The organism is Neobacillus sp. WH10, assembly GCF_030123405.1.
Classification (GTDB): Bacteria; Bacillota; Bacilli; order Bacillales; family Cytobacillaceae; genus Neobacillus.
Genome location: NZ_CP126110.1, coordinates 2,854,589 through 2,874,458, shown reverse-complemented (window position 1 = coordinate 2,874,458; position 19,870 = coordinate 2,854,589). Strand labels below are relative to the sequence as shown.

General features: G+C 39.4%; 14 protein-coding genes, 1 pseudogene and 1 other annotated feature. Of the genes and pseudogenes, 9 read left to right on the top strand and 6 right to left on the bottom strand.

Going from position 1 to position 19,870, the window contains the following annotated elements; all coding sequences use genetic code 11:
• Positions 1–24: 24 nt before the first annotated feature.
• Positions 25–8,112, bottom strand: a complete 8,088-nt coding sequence (locus tag QNH20_RS13585; protein ID WP_283918540.1) for a glycoside hydrolase family 94 protein — start codon at positions 8,110–8,112, stop codon at positions 25–27.
• A gap of 591 nt (positions 8,113–8,703) precedes the next feature.
• Positions 8,704–9,225: a cupin domain-containing protein gene (locus QNH20_RS13580; RefSeq protein WP_283918539.1), complete on the bottom strand. Its 522-nt coding sequence runs from the start codon at positions 9,223–9,225 to the stop codon at positions 8,704–8,706.
• A 504-nt stretch (positions 9,226–9,729) separates the two neighbouring features.
• Here QNH20_RS13580 and QNH20_RS13575 point away from each other — a divergent pair.
• Positions 9,730–10,191, top strand: coding sequence for a GNAT family N-acetyltransferase (locus QNH20_RS13575; protein ID WP_283918538.1), 462 nt, complete (start codon positions 9,730–9,732; stop codon positions 10,189–10,191).
• A gap of 76 nt (positions 10,192–10,267) precedes the next feature.
• On the opposite strand, the gene QNH20_RS13570 is transcribed toward QNH20_RS13575, so the two are convergent.
• Positions 10,268–10,780: a gamma carbonic anhydrase family protein gene (locus tag QNH20_RS13570; RefSeq protein ID WP_283918537.1), complete on the bottom strand. Its 513-nt coding sequence runs from the start codon at positions 10,778–10,780 to the stop codon at positions 10,268–10,270.
• A gap of 226 nt (positions 10,781–11,006) precedes the next feature.
• Positions 11,007–11,257 (top strand) — a binding site (T-box leader).
• Between the two features lie 116 nt (positions 11,258–11,373).
• Here QNH20_RS13570 and ilvA point away from each other — a divergent pair.
• Both ilvA and QNH20_RS13560 read left to right on the top strand, forming a co-directional pair.
• Positions 11,374–12,639, top strand: coding sequence for a threonine ammonia-lyase IlvA (ilvA, locus tag QNH20_RS13565; protein WP_283918536.1), 1,266 nt, complete (start codon positions 11,374–11,376; stop codon positions 12,637–12,639).
• Positions 12,640–12,908: 269 nt separating this feature from the next.
• Positions 12,909–13,628 (top strand): YebC/PmpR family DNA-binding transcriptional regulator, encoded by a 720-nt coding sequence (locus QNH20_RS13560; protein WP_283918535.1) that lies wholly within the window; start codon positions 12,909–12,911, stop codon positions 13,626–13,628.
• Positions 13,629–13,682: 54 nt separating this feature from the next.
• On the opposite strand, the gene QNH20_RS13555 is transcribed toward QNH20_RS13560, so the two are convergent.
• Complete coding sequence (locus QNH20_RS13555) at positions 13,683–14,594, bottom strand: DMT family transporter (protein WP_283918534.1); 912 nt, start codon at positions 14,592–14,594, stop codon at positions 13,683–13,685.
• 200 nt (positions 14,595–14,794) lie between these two features.
• On the opposite strand from QNH20_RS13555, the gene QNH20_RS13550 reads away from it, so the two are divergent.
• Entirely contained in the window at positions 14,795–15,181 is a 387-nt protein-coding gene (locus QNH20_RS13550) for a DnaJ family domain-containing protein (RefSeq protein ID WP_283918533.1), read from the top strand.
• Between the two features lie 198 nt (positions 15,182–15,379).
• Positions 15,380–15,887 (top strand): annotated as a pseudogene (locus QNH20_RS13545) (YbaK/EbsC family protein).
• 55 nt (positions 15,888–15,942) lie between these two features.
• On the opposite strand, the gene QNH20_RS13540 reads toward QNH20_RS13545, so the two are convergent.
• On the bottom strand, positions 15,943–16,371 hold the full coding sequence (locus QNH20_RS13540) for a VOC family protein (protein ID WP_283918532.1): 429 nt from the start codon (positions 16,369–16,371) through the stop codon (positions 15,943–15,945).
• Positions 16,372–16,467: 96 nt separating this feature from the next.
• Positions 16,468–16,872, bottom strand: a complete 405-nt coding sequence (locus tag QNH20_RS13535; protein ID WP_283918531.1) for a hypothetical protein — start codon at positions 16,870–16,872, stop codon at positions 16,468–16,470.
• A gap of 199 nt (positions 16,873–17,071) precedes the next feature.
• Between QNH20_RS13535 and QNH20_RS13530 the strand changes: the two genes are divergently transcribed.
• From QNH20_RS13530 to QNH20_RS13515, 4 genes are all read left to right on the top strand, one after another.
• On the top strand, positions 17,072–17,473 hold the full coding sequence (locus tag QNH20_RS13530) for an SET domain-containing protein (protein WP_283918530.1): 402 nt from the start codon (positions 17,072–17,074) through the stop codon (positions 17,471–17,473).
• A 123-nt stretch (positions 17,474–17,596) separates the two neighbouring features.
• On the top strand, positions 17,597–18,130 hold the full coding sequence (locus tag QNH20_RS13525) for a sigma-70 family RNA polymerase sigma factor (protein ID WP_283918529.1): 534 nt from the start codon (positions 17,597–17,599) through the stop codon (positions 18,128–18,130).
• Between the two features lie 3 nt (positions 18,131–18,133).
• Positions 18,134–18,541, top strand: coding sequence for a PadR family transcriptional regulator (locus tag QNH20_RS13520; protein ID WP_283918528.1), 408 nt, complete (start codon positions 18,134–18,136; stop codon positions 18,539–18,541).
• A gap of 7 nt (positions 18,542–18,548) precedes the next feature.
• Complete coding sequence (locus QNH20_RS13515; RefSeq protein ID WP_283918527.1) at positions 18,549–19,826, top strand: FtsW/RodA/SpoVE family cell cycle protein; 1,278 nt, start codon at positions 18,549–18,551, stop codon at positions 19,824–19,826.
• Positions 19,827–19,870 lie beyond the last annotated feature (44 nt).

Sequence of the window (19,870 nt, the reverse complement as noted above, 5' to 3'; positions counted from 1 at the left end):
TTTTTCTTTAAAATTTTCTCCAATCTACCCAACAGTACTCGAACGACTCAAACCTAAATGAACGACAACATTATGTTCTTGGCCGTCATCCACTAGTTGCAGAAAGGACTGCTTACCGACATCTTTGCCGTCAACTACCCATTTCACTGGAACACCATGACCTTGTGTACTATCAACCTCAAGTGAATAGGTTGTCTTTCCATAACGATAGTCGATTGTGAATGATTTCCATTCAGGCGGCACACAAGGTTGTATCGTTAGTTGGTCCCCTTGAAGCTTGAGCCCTAATACATACTCTAATCCTGCCTGATACATCCAGCCAGAAGCTCCAGTGTACCAAGACCAGCCACCCCGGCCTTGATAGGGTTTTGCGGTATACACATCAGCTGACATGGCATATGGTTCATTTTCATAAATCTGTACATCACGGAAAGTTTTTGTATGTGTGATTGGATTTAGCATTGAAAAAAGCTCAAATGCCTTATCACGTCGCTCTAACATTGCCCATGCGACAATTCCCCATATAACACCATGTGTATACTGTCCGCCATTTTCACGGATTCCAGGTGGATAACCTTGAATATACCCTGGGCTAGGTTTTGTTACATCAAATGGTTTTGTTAACAGCCGTGCAAGGTTCAAATCGCGATCAACAAGTTCACGGTCAAACGAAAACATTGCCCGCGATTGTCGGTCACCAGACGCTCCTTGTGAGATGACAGACCATGACTGGGCGATGGCATCGATTCGACATTCCTTGTTCTGATTCGATCCCATCCATGTCCCAGCATCTGAAAAAGCTCGGCGAAACCAAGCGCCATCCCAGGCATGATGGTTTAGGTTCTGCTCCAATTCGTGTGCAACCTGTTCAAAATCTAGGACGACATCGTGAGGAAGTATATCGTTCCGGAGTCTTGTAAAACGCTTCAGAATATCCAGAAGGAACCAGCCTAGCCACACACTCTCGCCACGCCCCTTAGCACCAATCCTACTCATACCGTCATTCCAGTCCCCAATCCCCATTAGCGGTATGCCGTGTTCACCAAAGTTTAAAGAACGGTGAATGGCTCGTAGGCAATGTTGAAGAAGTGTTCCGATCTCATCAGATACAACAGTATCTTCATACCGCTCCAATTCTCCCTCTTTCAAAACTTCGCTGACCAGAAACGGTACACTCTCTGTTAGAATGTCGTAATCATTTGTCTGTTCTACATAGCGTGATACTGTGTAGGGAAGCCATAATAAATCATCTGAAAATCGTGTACGTATTCCTTTATGCGTTTCTTCGTGCCACCAGTGTTGGACATCGCCTTCTTGATATTGATGGGCAGCATTTATAAGTATTTGCTTCCTTGTAATAGAAGGGTCTACATGTAATAAAGCCAATGAGTCTTGCAATTGATCACGGAATCCAAACGCACCACCAGCTTGATAAAACGCGGTACGTGCCCACAAACGACATGCCAGTGTTTGATATAAGAGCCAGCCGTTCATCATGATATCCATTTCTCGATTCGGTGTTTTAATCTGCACCTGTCCAAGGAAGTGCTTCCAATGACTTATCACGTTTGCAAGTGTTTCCTCATAGGCAGAAGGGAGACCATACTTTCCTATAAGCGAAAGTGCTTCGTCTTTAGAGGATGCACAGCCAAGCAAAATGGTAATCGATATTTCTTCCTCTGCGGGTAGTTCAACCATTGCCTGAAGTGCTCCGCATGTATTTGAAAATGTACCTATACGGTTTGAAAGTTTTTCTTCCAAAAGGGCTAAAGGACATTCCAATGTACCACCATGGCCAATAAATTCAGCCCGGTCACCTGTCCAAGAAATCCGATGTTCCATTTGTTTATTATTACTATCGGGCATTGAAATGTTCATAAAACCGACTGCATCACGAAATTTCTCTTGGTATGTGTTTCGAGCAAATAGTGCCTTATTTTCCTGATTCCATTCAGTCACGATGTAGGGTGCCTCGGCTTCACGCAAAACTCCGAGAACCCACTCGGCATAATAGGTAATGGCAACACGTTTAGCAGTTTGACTAGTGTTTCGCAGTCGGAGCCGGATCAGTTTCAGGGTATCCTTCAATGGAACTATAGTCTCCATTGTATGAACTATATCTCCAGCTAGTTGTTCAAACCTAGTAAATCCTTTACCATGAGTGACTTTGTATGTGAACCCGTTACCAGCTGGTTTTGGGGTAGCTGACCAGATTTGATTCACATCGAGGTCTCGTATATAAAGACATTCCCCAGGTTGATCAAGCACAGGATCATTTCTCCATGGCGTGAGTTTACATTCACGTGAATTGCGCCACCAACTATATCCAGTACCAAATTCAGTCAGTAAACAACCGAAGTTTGGATTTGAGAGGATATTACTCCATGGTCTCGGAAGGAAATTACCATCCTGTACATAAACCTGGTATGCCTGACCATCGTCAATGAAACCGCCCCATCCATTGAAAAATTCAACTTCTGATGAAATACTAACAGTTTGCTTTTTCTGCTGTGCTTTTCGGATTGGAATAGTTCGTTCCTGTATAGTCCTTATTTCACCTTCATAAATTTGTAATTGGGCACGCAGGCTTGGCCCCCCAGCACGCAGGATAACACGTGCCACAGCCATTAGGAGATTTCGTTCATTTTCTTCAAGTTGAGAAGCCTTCAGGCCTATAATTCGCTTCATCTCCCATATTCCTCTTGCTGCTAAATAATCTCGTAAACGATTCATAAGTTGGTCCTGATAGCCACCGACGGTCTCATCAAGTACGACGAGATCGATTTCTAATCCAAGCGTACATAAATATTGATGTTGACGTGCTAACAATACTACAAACGCCAAATCGGCTAAATTGTTAACTTTAACCATCACAATTGGCACGTCTCCACTAATTCCATGGGACCATAGGGAAGACTGCCCTAAAGAATTGTTTGCAATTGCATCCTGACGTACTTGAGTGAGAGGTGAAGTATAAAGAAGCCGCCCAGCCAATTGATATGAATCAGACGCCTGCTTCGGAGTCAGGTGGAGATGCCTAAGATTAATTTGCGAACGTACCCAAGCTAAATGAAAAGTGCGATCTACTTGCTTCGGTTCACATAATTGATGATTAATGTATAATGCTTTCTCGCGGGTTTCTGCAACACCTGTCACAATATAAACTGTTGCTGATTCCCGTGGTGCCAATTGAATACGGCGTCGCATAACAAATGCAGGATCAGCTACAGAGCCAACAGCCCCATGAAGTAGTGACAACATCGATTTTGGCGATTGAAGTGAATAACCGCGGCCGATAAATTTAGCACGATCTGTCTCGAATTCATATTCTCCTGCCTCAGATCCATCTACAAAGACAGTATGAATTGCCCAGGTTTCCGGCTCATCTTCTTCTCGGGAGCGTCTTTTTGCTAACAGACATTCGTTTTTTGCATCATGGCTGGTTTCTATAAACAATTTGTTAAATGCTGGATGTGCATTATCTGCAGATGGGCTTGCAAGTGCTAACTCAAGGAATGAAGTCACTTCCAATATTCGTTCCTCGTCACTGTTGTTGACTAGTTGAAGGCGACGAACCTCTGCGTCCACATCTGATGAAACGGTTAATTCAAGTTTAGATGAAATATCATGATATTCCTGCTCATAGATGGTTTTATCAAGACGAAACGTCGTTTTCGTGTCTTTTCCTGCATGACAAGGAAATCTTGTCGTGCTCCTCGTTTCTTTTGAAGTGACGTCATGAAGGTAAAGAATAGTACCAGAAGTATTAATGACTGGATCTTCTTTCCATCTAGTGATTGCAAGTCCGTTCCATGTAAGCATCCCGTTTCCATCGTTCGAGTTTACAGTTGTTATACGAGTGTTTGACAACACGTTAACTTCCGGTAAAACGGTTGGTTTAGTGAAGGATCGTTCCGCTTGATCAAAATGACCATCAATTGCAGTAAACTTTGCATGGTGGCCAATCGGCTCTTCAATTAACGCAACTTTTCCAGGAATGCGCTCTTGTAATAGTAATTCTGCTGAACATACACGTGGATCGGAATGAAATCTTTTTACCATAATTTCATCCGCTAATAAATTGGTAAGAGTTAACATACTCATGCCTTGATGGTGGGCCATGTAGCTTTGCACAACTTGATACCGCTTACCCTTTGGCATTCTTGCAGTAGTAAAATCAACGGCCTCATAATATCCGAACTCACCATTAGCCTGAAAACTTTCAAACTTATGCAACGCTTCGATTCCATATTGACCTGCGAAGGGAAGTGCCAAGATTGTAGCATAGGGTGCAACAACTAAGTTCATTTCCAAACCTCGATCAAGTCCAAGTCCAGGAACACCAAATGCCCGATACTGATAATTCAATTGGTAGTCAAAGGCATAATAGCCACTTTCTGAAATCCCAAAGGGTACTTGATAATTGTCGGTGTACATACGTTGGCGATGAACGACACCCCTATAAGTAGAGTCCCAGAGGGTGTTTCGGTATGTCCGCATAATCAGACTCGGCATCAAATACTCAAACATGGTGCCAGACCAAGATAACAACGTTTTACATTTTCCTGAAACAGTCATTGTCCGGCCAAGAGAAAACCAATGAGAAGCTGGAATTTGTCCTAAAGAAATTGCAACAAAACTTGCTTGTCTAGCTTCTGAAGCCAGCAAATCATAAAGAGTAGTGTCTTTTAGGTTTGTATCTACATGGTAACCCAGACAGAACAAGCGCTCATCATCGTTATAGAGCAATTTGAAATTGGTTTGTTCAATTAGCTGGTCAATTTCCTCCGTTATTTTCTCAATGTTTGTTTGAAAATGGACTTCACGATGACCCCATTCAAGTAAACCTTGCCTTACTACCATTAGATACCCAACAAAATTCCCGGAATCAACCGTGGAAACATATTTAGGGTGGAGGGGCTCAGCTGAACATGTATCGTACCAGTTCAGTAAATGCCCATTCCATTTTTCCATTCTTGTTATTGTTTTCAATGACGAATCTATTCGTTTGATCATTGTAGCTGTGTCGATAAAATTAAAATCACGTGCAGCAACGACACATGCTAAATATAGTCCAATATTGGTCGGTGATGTGCGATGGGCGATGACTTCCTTTGGATGGTACTGGACATTGTCGGGTGGCAGCCATGATTCTTCCTCCGTGACATAGCGCGCATAAAATGACCAGATTTTTGATGCTAACTCCTTGAGTTCTGGACGAGCATCATGCAGCCATTTAAGAGATTCTCCTTTTTCCGGTTGGTTCAATTGCTGAATAAAAGGCCGAGCAAGTAGCCAAAAAACAAATGCCAAAATACCTATAGCTTGATCAAAAACTCCGCCAGAAAGCCAAGCTACAACAGCAAATAAGAAAATGACAAAGTATCCTGCTGGCTCAAATAAAAACACTCGTCCTTTACTTGATCGTCTATCCGTCTCTGCAGCTGTTACCCACTCAAGTAAGTTCCTTCGACTAATACTCATACGGTAAAGTGTACGGAAAATGGCGTCCAAAGAAAGAACAGCAGTAAAGGGTAGCGTTATAAACTGTACCGCACTTTGCATGAAACTTACACCAATGGTGTGATTAAGACTTCTGCCAAGTATTGCTACGACAAGAGAGCGCAAAAACGGGAGGAAAATCGTTAATACCACGATTGTTTCCCATACCCAAGTTTGACCAGGAAGTGTATTCAAACCAAGAATAGCGACAATTAACAAGGATGGTGCAAGTAGGCTCCGGCGTAAATTATCAACGATTTGCCAGCGGGTAAGACCTCCCAAAGCAATTCGTTTATTCTCACCAAAACGGTCTTTGCATTTTGAACCTAGCCAGTTGATAAGTTGCCAATCCCCACGAATCCATCGATGAGCCCGTTGTTGGTAAGCCAAAAATGTGTTCGGGTGCGACTCGACCACTTCAATATCAGACGTCAGCCCAGCGCGCAGAAATCCCCCCTCAAGTAAATCGTGGCTCAGGATATGATGATCAGGTATGCGGCTTACCAATGTCTTTCGAAACGCCTCCACATCAAAAATCCCTTTACCGACAAAGATGCCATGTCCCAACAGATCCTGATAGGCATTCGAAACTGCAAAAGCATATGGATCGATCCCAGGTTCACCTGCCCATAATGAAGCGAAACGTGAATTTTGGGTTGACTCAAAACTTACGCTTATACTTGGCTGAAGTACACCATACCCTTCGACGACACGAGTTCCATCCTTATTAAAACGTGGGCGGTTGTAAGGGAGATGAATCGTACCCGTTAAGCGGCTAACCACGCCGATAGGAAGAAATGTATCGTAATCAGCTGTTAAAACATAACGAATATTCTTTAGAATATCTGTTTGCCCATGTATCGTTGTAAAACTAGTTTGGTCACTTCCTGAAAGTAGTTCAACGAATTCAACTAATTTGCCGCGCTTTCGCTCCCATCCTTTATAGATATTGTCAACTGAATCATAGAGACGAGATCTATGAAAAAGGAAAAATTTATCATTCCCGTACTGCTTTCTTAAAGCACCAATCCGTTTAACCGCATGAGTAATAATCTCTTCATCAATTGGCATGGACTCGCTTGAAGCATCAAAAAAATCTGCCAATATGCCAAAATGAATATTCTGCTGTCGGTTTGCAAGATAGTGAACTAAAAGTCTATTGACTACGTCATCCACTTCTTCAATGCTCGACCAAATAATCGGCATAACAACCATAGTTCGAGCATCATCAGGCAGCTTTTCGGAATAATCAAATCTTATAAGCGGGGTAGAGCGGCAGTATTTACAAATGATCTCATGAATAATAGTGATAACCCATTCACTTACAGGCAATACAAGGGCTGCAAAAATAGCAAGCCAAGAAATTGGTCGTACAAACGAACCGAACGCTATCCATCCCCCGGCTAGCGCCATCAAAGCAACAAAGAGTAAAATAATGCTTGAAAAATATACGAACGATGATTGCCGTCGAACAACAAGGTGTGGCAGTACTCGTGGGCGAGCTACCTTACAGAGCTCCTTGCGCATTGCAGAGATTCCATGTGCATCGAGCAAATAATAGGCAAGGCAGGCCTTTCTAGGTAGTACCTCTACTAGGTCAGTGTCTTTTTGTTGCGCCTTGGCAAGTCGTACTGCCGTTTGAGCAACTAAAGTTTCTGGTACATTCAATTTCCGTGCAATCTTGGCAACCCGTCCACGAAGGATGTCACAGCTAGCTAAATCTAGTAGCTCATATTCACTATTTGAATCAGACCGCAGAATTTGCTCAATATGGGAAATTCTTGTGAACGTCAATCTCCATGGCAAGCGCTCTAAAAAGTGCAAACTTTGTACTAAGTTGCCGCATGTCACTTGTAGTTCAGCCTGAAGCTGATGCTCCAACGAGACCATCTGTTCAAGACTTGATTCACTATTCTCTACATGGGCCCGAAGCCAGTCATGAACAATCCGAATATTTGGTTCCCATTCACTCAAGTGCTGGACAAAATGAACAATCTCGGCTGGACTTAGTGGTTTTTTTCGTGTTTCCCGCTCTACTAAAATGCGTATCTTAGTGTCGGACAAATTCTTTGTTCCAATCTGCTCTAATAGAGAGGTAATGGAATGACACACCTCATGTCGATGTCGAATCTCACGCATCGCTACAGCTAAACGATGAATAATAATAACTCTTAATGCACTCGGTAACGCCCAACATTCAGCATCCTTGAGGACAGAAACTTCCTGATAAGAGGAAAGGTAACTTTCGAATGAATGTATGTCAAAGCGTCCATCCACATGCTCGAGGTAATCTTTACACAGGCCATATATTCGTGGCATGCCCGTAGAGCGCAATTTGGGCAGCTGATTAAGCGTTGCACGTGGTAGTTCACGAAGAACAGCTTGTGCTTGTGTCTCTAAAAAATTTATGTGGTCAAGCAGCCAATCTTCCGCAGGCTGTTTACACTCTACTTTGTTGTTTCCTAACCTCTCGGCGAATTCGTGAAGGCTGGCCATATCCGATCGAAAAGTTGGCCAATATCGTGTATTCCGCTGTTTAGTTGTATATAATTCATGAGTTAAGGCTATCTCGTGGGCCTTAGCTTTTAATTGATCATTGTTTAAAATCATAATGTCCCCCTTGTAAGTATCCTTAAGAAAATATTCCCTATGTGGCTTCTTTTCATACACAAAATCAATTGGATTTTCATTCGAAAAAAGACGATTAGAATAGATCATGTGAAATTTGACAATAGGGGTGGGGGAGGAAAAAAGAACTTGGTTCATCCAGCACTAAAAGGGTTTTTTTCAACCTTTAATCATTAAATATCAGACTTAGAGAAGCCATATCGAATTTGAAAAAGCTGAGAGGGGATTTGCTTTAAGATTAACTGTATGGAGGTATCAATTATTTGGGTGCGGCAATTTATTGTGGAAAAAGGTAATCGTGAAATGGCGAGGAAAGTATTCGGCTTTAGTAGCAGGATTGTTGCTAATTGTAAAAGCGGGTTAAGAAAATTTAGAAAGGAAAAGAGCTAAGAATTTAATGATGTCCCCATAAGAGGCGAGGGTAGTAATTCTATTTAACATAAAAATATTATGTAAACTAATTGTATAAAAATAGATGAAGACCTTCTACTCGAAGGTCTCTTAGTATGTATCGTATTAAGAAATATACATTAGGATCAAATCTTATTTTAAGCGATCAGGTGATATTTACCTTCAATTTGGGATATTTTTGTACGCTAATTTCAATATGATTTCCTCGTGTTGTGGATATTTGAGTAAAAGCTCGTCCTGTGTAAACAATTCAAAGTCTTTGAATTCAAAGCCCGGAGATACCATGCAGCCCACCAATGAAAAGGTGTCATTATCATTTACTGAGGAACCAAAAATGGAATTCTTCGGAACTAGTGCTTGCGGAACCTCACCATTTTCTATATTCATCCCTAATTTGATTTCCTCATACTCTCCATTTTCATGAATAACATGAATGGTTAATGGGCTTCCCGCGTGGAAATACCATAGTTCATCCGATTTCAATCGATGAAAGTGGGAAACATCATCTGAAGTTAATAGAAAGTAAATACTAGTATAAAGCTTACGTTCTCCTTCAAAATCTACACTTAATTCTGTGTTAGAAATTTGCTCCTTAGACTGATATGTATTTTTGTAATATCCGCCTTCCGGATGAGGAACAAGTCCAAGGTTTGATATTAATGAATGTATTTTGTTTTTGATCATGTTAAAAAGCCCTTTCCATATTTAAGTAATATTTCTTTTGCAGCATTACGAAAAATCCATTTTCATCATACGATACCTAGTAGGATTAATCAAAGCTGGAGTAAATCATAAGTAGCGGAAAAAGGAACTAAAAAAATAGGTAACGGTTCATGGCAGTGTGAAATGAGAATGTAATTTTAATGGTTGGACAATAAAAAGGGGATTATAGTGCCCGTAATCCCATTGGAACCAAGTATACGGGCACTATAAAGGGCTCGTAGTGCCCTTTATCGTAATAAAACCTCATTTACAGTCACTATAATACTGGGCCTTTTGTTCAGATTAATACAAATAGTTAATTGTTCAATCTAAACTTCTAATTCATTTTAACGGCTCTATTCACTTGGTATAAAACCTCCTAGGTTTACCCATGGACCACACCATACCACCCCAATAATTACTTCATTATTTCATTTGCAGTGTTCAATTCATATAATGATTGAAATGTATTTTCGAGGTGAAATCATGGATTTAAAAATCACAAGGACGAAAATGAACGAAGCGGAAGCACTGTTAAACATCCAGAAAGAGGCCTTTCAATCCGACTTAAAAAAGTATAAGGATTATGACACGAGTCCTGCAGCAGAATCACTAGATTTTTTTAAGTATAAAATAAATCATTCTTTTCATTACACCATTTTTCTTAATGGAAAAATTGCTGGCGGTATCTGTATCGTGAAAATAACGGATAAACATTATCGCTTGGTTCGAATCTTTCTAAGCCCCGACCTTCAAAATCGAGGATTAGGCAGCAAAATCCTTACTAAAATGGAAAACAAATTCCCACAAGCAAAGGTATGGAGTTTAGACACTCCTAAGGATAATGAGCGAACTCGCCATTTTTACGAAAAATTTGGCTATAAAAAAACGAAAGAAAATAAAATTAATAATCGATTAACATTAATAGAATACGAAAAAAAGATATAAATTTTTTTAGAGACAAATAAATCCACCTTAGGTTTTGGTGGATTTAAACATAATTTTTGGAATTGTAATAGTTGATTTATTTTAGTATTTCTTTAAAGTCCTTTCCTTTTTGAACGTAGTGCTCGCTTGACATTTGGAGCATCTGTAAATCCTTTTCAGATAGCTCGCGGACGATTTTCCCTGGTGAACCTAACACGAGGGAGCGGGGCGGTATCTTAATTCCTCCTGCCAGCAGCGTATTGGCACCAATAATACATTCCTCGCCAACTTCCACGTTATCTAAAAGCGTTGATCCCATACCAATAATAGAACATCTGCCGACCTTACAGCCATGCAAAATAACATTATGTCCAATCGTCACATCGTCCTCAATGATGACAGGAAATCCTTCATATAAATGAATAGTGGAATTATCTTGGATACTGCATCTTTCACCAATGATAATCGGGCCGTCGTCAGCACGTAACACCGCATTAAACCAAACCGTTGAATCCATACCAATTTGGACATCACCAATTAAATATGCACCCGGCGCGATAAAAACAGAATCATGAATCGAAGGGAATTTCCCATTATAAGGAATCTTCATTACGAAAACTCTCCATTCATTATCAGAATAATATAATTTTTATATAATTATAGCACCTAGCTGTTTGTAAATGTAATTGGATTAAAGAAATTAAACATTTGAGTAATAGTGGCAACGGTGTCAGGCACCACCAAAATGAAAGCGCTTTATAATTAACAAAATAGTTAAAATAGTCAAAAAATATTGACAGGGTATTTTTTCGGTGTTACCCTTATTTAAAATTATATATGAATCGATGACGAGAAGAGTAGGGTATGTACTTTGTTTCACAGAGAGTCGACGGTTGGTGGGAGTCGACAACAGGGGTATCTGAAAATCATCTCTGAGGTGTATAGCTGAACGGAGTAAGTAAGCTGTACCGGAATGTCCGCCGTTACAATGGAACACGTACAGAAAATGGTACGATGATCGAGAGCCGCAGTTTCTATTTTGAAATTGCGGAAGTAGGGTGGTATCGCGAGCTAACTCGTCCCTATTCCTTTAGGGGCGGGTTTTTTGTTGTTTATAAAACCTTAAAGATTACTTATATTATGAGATCAATTGAGTTGAAAAATGTCAAAAAAACGGAAGAATAGCTGAGGAGGAATTTGAAAATGAGTCAACAAATTGATAAAAAAGTGTTTAATGTGGAGGATATTATTATTGCCAGCCATACCATAAAGGATGAGATTTCACCGACACCTCTGCAATACAATCACTTATTGTCGGAACGATACGACTGTCATGTTTACTTAAAACGGGAGGATTTGCAAAGCGTCCGTTCATTTAAGATCCGCGGGGCTTATAACCGGATCAAAAAGTTGAATAAGGATGAGCTTCAGAATGGCATTATCTGTGCGAGCGCCGGCAATCATGCTCAAGGGGTGGCCTATTCCTGTCACCTTTTAAACATTAATGGCAAGATCTTTATGCCGAGTACAACCCCCAAACAAAAAGTGAATCAAGTTAAATTTTGGGGTAAGGATAGCGTAGAGATTGTATTAACTGGTGACACATTTGATGATGCCTATGAAAAGGCAATGGAATGTAGCCAGGCTGAAAATCGTACATTTATCCACCCGTTTGATGATTTCGATGTAATTGCCGGCCAAGGGACCGTTGCAGTTGAATTGCTAAATGATTGTCCTGAAAAAATTGATTATCTATTTGCCGCAATTGGCGGCGGCGGCCTCATCGCTGGGGTTGGAACATATTTAAGACATTTTTCACCAACCACGAAATTAATCGGTGTGGAGCCTCAAGGGGCACCTGGGATGAAGGAATCGATTTTAAAAGGGGAAGTGACCTCACTTAAGGATATTGATCCATTCGTTGATGGTGCTGCCGTAAAAACGGTAGGCTCAAAAACGTTTACCATTTGCAAAGAAATTGTTGACGATATTATTGTCGTTCCAGAGGGTAAGGTTTGTACCACACTTTTATCCTTGTATAACGAAAATGCCATTGTTGTGGAACCGACAGGAGCCCTTTCCATTTCTGCATTAGATACATATACAGACAAAATTAAAGGAAAAACAGTTGTCTGTATCATCAGCGGCGGCAACAATGATATCGGACGGATGCAGGAAATTAAAGAGCGCTCCAAGCTTTATGAGGGTCTGCAGCATTATTTTATTGTTCAGTTCCCGCAGCGTCCGGGGGCATTACGTGAATTTCTCTTTGATGTTCTTGGACCAAATGATGATATTAGCTATTTTGAATATACGAAAAAGAATAATCGAGAGACTGGACCGGCATTGGTTGGTATCGAATTGAAGGATAAGGAGGATTACCTTCCATTAATCGAACGGATTAAGGCTAAAGGATTTTTACACCGTGAAGTAAATAAAGATAGCACACTGTTTCAGATGCTTGTATAGAAGAAAGGGACCATCCAATAAAGTAAGGAATGGTCCTTTTTCATGTTTTTCCTACTTTATACTCTTTTTTTAATATAGGATACTTAACAAATGAAACATTTATTGTATAATAAAATCTGTGAATAAAAGCAGCATTTTATAAAGTGTTGTTCTTCAGTTAATATAAAGTGTCACGAATTCTAAATTGTTATGTTGAAAAAGTAATGAAGAAGCAACTTTTTTGATTATAATAATTTGTGTAGATTCAAAGCGGAAAGAGAGTGTTCATAATGGGACGTAAATGGAACAATATTAAAGAAAAGAAAGCTTCAAAGGACGCAAATACGAGTCGTATTTATGCAAAATTTGGAGTTGAAATTTATGTAGCCGCAAGGCAGGGTGAACCAAACCCAGAATCAAATCAGGCATTAAAATTTGTTCTTGAGCGTGCAAAGACATACAATGTCCCAAGACATATTATTGATCGTGCGATTGAAAAAGCAAAAGGCGGTTCAGAAGAAAGCTATACCGAGTTACGTTATGAAGGCTTTGGACCTAATGGCTCAATGGTCATCGTCGATGCGCTGACAAATAACGTGAACCGTACCGCATCAGATGTCCGTGCTGCATTTGGTAAAAACGGCGGGAATATGGGAGTTAGTGGTTCTGTTGCGTACATGTTTGACGCCACAGCGGTCATCGGTGTGGAAGGAAAATCAGCTGATGAAGTGCTTGAACTTCTAATGGAAGCTGATGTCGATGTCCGTGACATCATTGAAGAAGAGGATTCTGTGATCGTCTATGCCGAACCAGACCAGTTCCATTCTGTACAGGAAGCATTCAAGCAGGCGGGGATCACTGAATTTACCTTTGCCGAATTAACGATGCTGCCACAAATTGAAATCACGCTTCCAGAAGATGGACTTGCAAAATTTGAAAAAATGATTGATGTATTAGAAGATTTAGAAGATGTGCAGCAAGTGTACCACAATGTGGATTTAGGTGAATAAAAAAATAAGCAGGCCAACCGGTCTGCTTATTTTTTTATGTAAATGTTAAAAAAATTATCTTTTTGCAGTCGATAAAATAAAAATGGTAGCAATAATTGAAAAAGAACCAATCCACTCGGCAGGTGTAAAGGAGACATTAAGCCATACAACAGCCAAAAAAGCAGCAGATAATGGTTCAACGCAGGCGAGCAGACTTGCCTCGGATGCGTGGATGAATTTCAAGCTCTCCATAAAGCAAAAGAAGGCAATTAATGTGCCAAACACGACAACAAAAACAACGGCCAAAAAGGATGTCAGGTTCCAATGACCTTGAAATTTCCAAGGAGGATGGATGAAACTAAAGCCGAACCCGCCAATTGTCATACCCCATCCCACTGTCATTAGTGATCCCCATTTTGACAGCAAACTGCCTGGATAGAGCGTATAAAAAGCGAGGGCAAATGCGGAAAGAATTCCCCAGAAAAATGCCGGACCTGATATGGAAAGTGAATGGATACTTCCTTTCGTTACAAGAAGAAAGGTTCCAAAAAGGGCTAGGACAATTGCGATTACTTCTTGTTTGGCAGGTAATGATTTTGCCCGAAGGCATAGGTAGCAAACGATGATGACAGGCGCCAAATATTGTAGAACTGTTGCGGTGGCAGCATTTCCATGTTCAATAGCAGCAAAATAAGTATATTGAACGCCGAACATGCCAATGGTTCCAAATATGATGAGGCGGACGACATCTTGTTTATTTTTCCAAACACTCCAAATATTTTGTTTAGTGACAAATTGAGAAAACAGCAATAAACCAATCCCTGAAAAAATTAGCCGGGTCACTACAAGCCAGTTTGTGCTATATCCTTGCTGATGAAACAGGTATTGGGCAACGGTCCCGGAGACTCCCCAAAAAGTTGCTGCTATTAGAACTAAAATAATTCCTTTAGCCCTTGGGTAGGGCAAAACCACACCTTGCGAATTCATGTAATCCCTCCAAAACAAAGCAATGCTTAAATCTTATTCTATAAATATTACAAAAATTATAACACTATTAGATTGCTGGTTTTATAGTTATTTTAAAAATACAAAGAAGTTGATCACTTTTTTCTGAATTGGAGGAATCCGAACAATAAATAGAGAATTATGAAAATAAAAGCACCCAACTAGAAAGGAGGCCAAAATATATGTCATTAAAAAAAGATGGACAAGATGAATCCCTGAATCAAAAATCGAATGATTACAATTTAGATGAGGACATAAAAAATCATCCTGGATTCGGGAAACCATTACCTTCACATCTATTCTCAGGTGATATTTATGCTAATTTTACCAAGACTGCTAAAGAGGCGGGGTACTTACCGCCATTTATAGAATTGCAAAAAGAAATAAGGCAAGAGATTGCGAAAACAATAAAATTAAAGGGGAACGATACGAAGGAGTCGGAAGCAAAGGATATGATTGATGAAATTAATAAGAAAATCCAAAAGTATAACACGATTTGTCCACCCATGATGCAAAAAGGAAGGATTAATTTTAATAGTATCGAAAATCAATATATAAATTGGGAATAAGCTAGTATTGGTATATGCTTAGCTATCAGTGGTTTAGCAATGTGCTAGCTTCTTGCTTTGCTATTGCTAGAGGAGCATGGCATCATTGAGGGGGTTGGCTTACTAGTAAAATTGGTGTTAAATACAAGCCACCTTATCGCTTAATCCCTTAACCGTATGGTATTATACAATATAATACATTTGGAAAGGATGAAAAAGGTGTCATTGGTAAGTGTAAAAGCCCATTTCAAACAATGGAATCGTGATGGAGATGTAATGGAATTTGAAACTTCAAGTGCTACTGTAGACGAAGCTGCAAAAACAATTGGGGTATTGCCAGCAAGGATTGCTAAAACCATTTCCTTTAGGGGTGCTGAGGAAAAAGCCATTCTGATTGTTGCTGCTGGTGATGCCAAGGTTGATAACAAGAAATTCAGGCAGAAATTTGGTTTCAAACCTCGGATGCTCAATCCTGATGAAGTACTCGAGCAAACAGGACATGCCATCGGCGGGGTTTGCCCCTTTGGTTTGAAAAATGATCTTGAGGTTTATCTTGATGTATCAATTCGAGACCATATTCCCTGCCTGTGGCAGTACGAACTCCGCTATCGAATTAACGAAGGATGAATTATTTCAGTATTCTTCTGCAATTGAGTGGGTGGATGTGTGTAAAGAATGGGAAGAAGAACAAATTCTATCTAACGTTAGTCAACAATTCGAAGTTTAACGAAAAAAGGATAAAGAATCTTTTCTTTTTTTAGAAGATTCTTTATCCTTTTATATTATTTAAACATTTCTCCATTGTCATAATTTAATTGCCATTCAATACCAAACTTATCTTTTACTTGCCCATAACATTTGCTCCAGAAGGTTTCTTGCAGTTCCATCACAACAGTACCGCCTTCTTTTAATTTGTCATAATAAGATATAATTTTTTCCTTGTTTTGATTTACGATCGCTAGGCTTATATTATTTCCTTCAATATAAGGCATGCCAGGAAAAACATCAGAAAACATGACATTACTGCCATCAATGTCAAGCCGTGCATGCATGACCAAATTTTTTGCTTCCTCTGGAAGCGGATAATCTGGATTTTGAGGCGATTCACCAAAAGTCATAATTTTTGGTTTTTCTGTTTCGAAAACATGGGCATAAAAATCCACTGCTTCGCGCGTGTTCCCATTAAAATTCAAATAAACATCTACAGACATATTTTTACCTCCGATGCTTTTTAATGTTAAACAAGTTTAATTATACCATTTAGTTTTAGGAATATTCAAACATTTAACGACTTAATGAGTTTCCAATCATCTCGGTGTTAACGGCTTAACTGAAATGGCTGGGGAGTAGCTAGTAAAAATACAGCCCTCTAAATGGTTGGTATTTAACAATCCTAGATTGAGTGCTGCTTTTATTTTTAAATCATCCGGTTTTTTAACTACTTGAATAAGATCATTCATATGTAACTCTTCTAATCTTTTTATCGTTTCTTCTTCATTATATTTTTCCGTTTTACGAATTTGCCTTTGCAGCTTGTAGCCGCTGATGGTAATTTCCCCTTTATGATTTGAACCTACTAGATTATTAAAATAGGTTTGAAACGCATCCTTTAATTGATTCATTTCCAGTTCAATTTCTTTTTTCTGTTTATTCAGCTCGTAATACCTGACCAACATCTCACCTGTTATTAAGGACTCATTATTATTTAACAATATCCTCGCCTCCCTACGAACGTATATTCTATTTTATGATTGTTAGGAGGAAAATATAACCGTGAAAAAATTAATATTCAGGCACCAAAAAAGAGGGGCACCAAAAAAGCATCATTAAACAGTTGCTTTCTTCACAATATAATGGCAAGCTTAAGTATGATTAAAAACTTCTTTGGAAAGAACTTTATAGGTGAATAATATGATTGAAGTAAGAACTTCGAAGCTTAGTGATGGGGATTTAAATAGAGGGGTATTTGCAACATGTGATATCGCAAAAGGGGAGCTTATTCATGCAGCACCTGTTATTCCTTACCCAAATGAGGAGCATGTTCATATTGAAAAAACATTGCTGGCTGACTATGCATTTGAGTACGGCATAAACCATACAGCGCTTCTCTTAGGATATGGCATGCTATTTAACCATTCTTATCAGCCAAATGCTATTTATGAAATTAATTTTCCGAATCATACGTTTGACTTTTATGCCTACCGGGATATAAAAGCAGGTGAAGAAATCCTTATCAACTATAATGGTGACGTGGATGACGATGAACCGCTGTGGTTTCATAGGGAAGAAAATAACGACTCTGAAAATGAGTAAATAGTTTAGGATAGATTGAGGCAGTGTTACTGCTTTTTCTATCCTTTTTTAATGAATTTTTTTCAAAATAAAAACCTGCTAAAGGGATGCGTCGTCTAAAAGATAGCAAGGAGGGGGTCAAACGTGGAAGAATTAACAGCAGAAGTGATAGAAACTGAAGATAAGGAAGCTCTTATCGATGAAATTATGACCAGGTACGGCCAGGAAATCTTGCAGCTTGTTTATTCTTATGTGAAAAATAAAGGGCTCGCTGAGGACCTTACTCAGGATATTTTTATTAAATGTTACAAATCTCTTCATACATACAGCGGAAAATCGAAGCTGCGGACGTGGCTATGGCGAATTGCAATCAATCATTGTAAGGACTACCTGAAAAGCTGGTATAACCGGAACGTCGTCATGACAAATGAAGAACCGGCAAACAGCCAAACGAAAAAGGAAATGGTGGAGCAGGTCGTAATCCAAAAAGAAGAGGATGATGAGTTGATTGGAGCGATACTGATGCTGCCAATTAAATATCGTGAAGTGATTTATCTGTTTTATTATGAGGAATTGCCGATTAAGGAAATCGCTGTACTCACCGATACAGGTGATAACACGGTTAAAACCAGATTGAAACGCGCAAAAGAACTGCTAAAAGAACGATTGGAGGCATAAGTCATGGAGGATCGTTTAAAGACTTTAAAAAAATCTATGGATCGAACTACTTTTTCTCAGTTGAATTTTACCGAGCAGCTCCGAAAAGACATTCGTGAAAAAATCAATGGACAGGATGAAAATGAAGAGGATGTATTACTTGCTGTCATGCAACTTCTTGTTCATGAGAAAACAGGCTTCGAATTAGCAAAACTTTTACGAGGGCGGGGCATTCGGAAATTCGAGGATACCGAAGGATTTCTATACATTCTTCTCCATCGATTGGAACAGAACCAATGTATCCAAGCTACCTGGAACGAATCGAAAGCAAAATATTATCGACTTTCGGATAAAGGCAAAAAAATCTTGCAAAAGGCAGAAAAACGACATTCAAAGAAACGATTTGCTTTAAAAGAATTGCTTGAGGGGTGAGATCAACGTGGCAAATAAAAAGTATATCTTCTTAAATGAGGTTACAGACCAAATTAAATCAAAGGAAGCAAAGAAATATGTTGCCGATGAATTAGGTTATCATTTACAGGAAGCAAAGAATTCTTGGATGGAGAAGGGATTACCGGTAGCTGAGGCCGAGGTAAAGGCCATTGATCAGATGGGCAGCCCTATCAAATTGGGAAAACAGATGAACAAACTTCACAAGCCAAAAGTTGATTGGTTCATGATTATCCTATTGGTTACAACATTAGGACTAGGATTTTTACCGATGATTTCGCTGGAATACATGGATACAAGGCATTTTTCAGTCAATAAAACCATCATTGTACTACTTGGTGGTACCGTTGCAATTGGTATCATGTTAATCGATTATCGCAAATGGAAAACGCGAGGTTGGTTGTTTTACTCTCTAGGGGTTCTCTTATTGATCGTGATTATGTGTTTTTCAAATACAACTATTAATGGTGCCCCACTGCTTAGGATCCCATCAATCATTACGATAGAAAGCTCAAAGTCGCTGCCACTCTTTTTTCTTGCCTGGGCATCCTTTTTTACTAATGAAAAGCTTAAAATCTGGCAATTTGCCATTTTATTTTTCGTTCCATTCCTATTATTCTTCTCCGTCCATAGTATCCCAATCACCTTTATTATGTATACAGTTATGGTATTCGTGATGCTTTGGTGGAGTAAATTCAGTAGGAAAACGATATTGTTTATAACCGGAAGTACGGTTGGATTATTCATGATTGTCGCATTTACTTATTGGCCATTCCTTATGACGTACCATAAACGAAGCTTGCTGGCATTTTTAAATCCCGAGAAAGATCCAAATGGAGCAGGGTATTTGTTTTTACGCGTGAATGAATTAATGTCAAAAGCAGGATGGTTTGGAAACCCGGTAAAAAAGGAATTTATCCCGGGAGCACATACGGATTTTGTTTTTGTAAGCTTAACCTATATTTACGGGTGGTTATTTGCAATCGCATTGGTAATCATACTCTCCCTTATTATGGTGAGATTTATATTTGTCTCTAATAAGATCCATGATTCTTTCGCAAAACTTCTTCTGATTGGTGCTGTAGCACTTTATAGTGTACAGCTGGCTAGCAACGTCGGAATGGCACTCGGGGTCTTTCCACATACCTCAATATCCTTGCCCTTTATTAGCTATGGATTAATGCCGGTTTTGCTAAATTCCTTTCTAATCGGAATTGTGTTAAGTGTTTATCGCAGGAAGGATTTACTTTTAACTCGATATAGTTAATGGAAGAGGAACTTTCCCATTAACCACATACAAACGACATATAG